Source organism: Marinobacter profundi (genome assembly GCF_002744715.1).
Lineage (GTDB): Bacteria > Pseudomonadota > Gammaproteobacteria > Pseudomonadales > Oleiphilaceae > Marinobacter > Marinobacter profundi.
Genome location: NZ_KZ319394.1, coordinates 1 through 551, shown reverse-complemented (window position 1 = coordinate 551; position 551 = coordinate 1). Strand labels below are relative to the sequence as shown.

The window sequence follows — 551 nt, the reverse complement described above, 5'->3', positions numbered from 1 at the left end:
GTTATCGACTACAACGTCAAGGTGCGGGTCAAGCCGGACAACACCGGTGTTGATCTTGCCAACGTCAAGATGGCAATGAACCCGTTCTGCGAAATCGCGGTTGAAGAAGCGGTTCGCCTGAAGGAAAAGGGTGTTGCCAGCGAAATCGTCGTTGTATCCATTGGCCCGAAGGCTGCCCAGGAGCAAATCCGTACCGCTCTGGCACTGGGCGCTGACCGTGGCATCCACATCGAGACCGACGCAGAAGTCCAGTCTCTGGAAGCGGCCAAGCTGCTGAAGGCGGTTGTCGAGAAAGAAGCGCCGAAGCTGGTCATTCTGGGCAAGCAGTCCATCGATTCCGACAACAACCAGACCGGCCAGATGCTGGCTGCGCTGACGGGCATGGGTCAGGGTACCTTCGCCTCCGCGGTGGTGGTTGAGGGCGACAAGGTCAACGTAACCCGCGAAGTAGACGGCGGCCTGATGACCGTAGCGCTGAACCTGCCGGCGGTGGTGACTACCGACCTGCGTCTGAACGAGCCGCGTTACGCGTCGCTGCCGAACATCATGAA

General features: G+C 59.5%; 1 protein-coding gene. It reads left to right on the top strand.

Annotated elements, in window-relative coordinates; genetic code table 11:
* On the top strand, window positions 1-551 hold a 551-nt coding region (locus tag CLH61_RS18250), incomplete at both ends, for an electron transfer flavoprotein subunit beta/FixA family protein (RefSeq protein WP_211289150.1).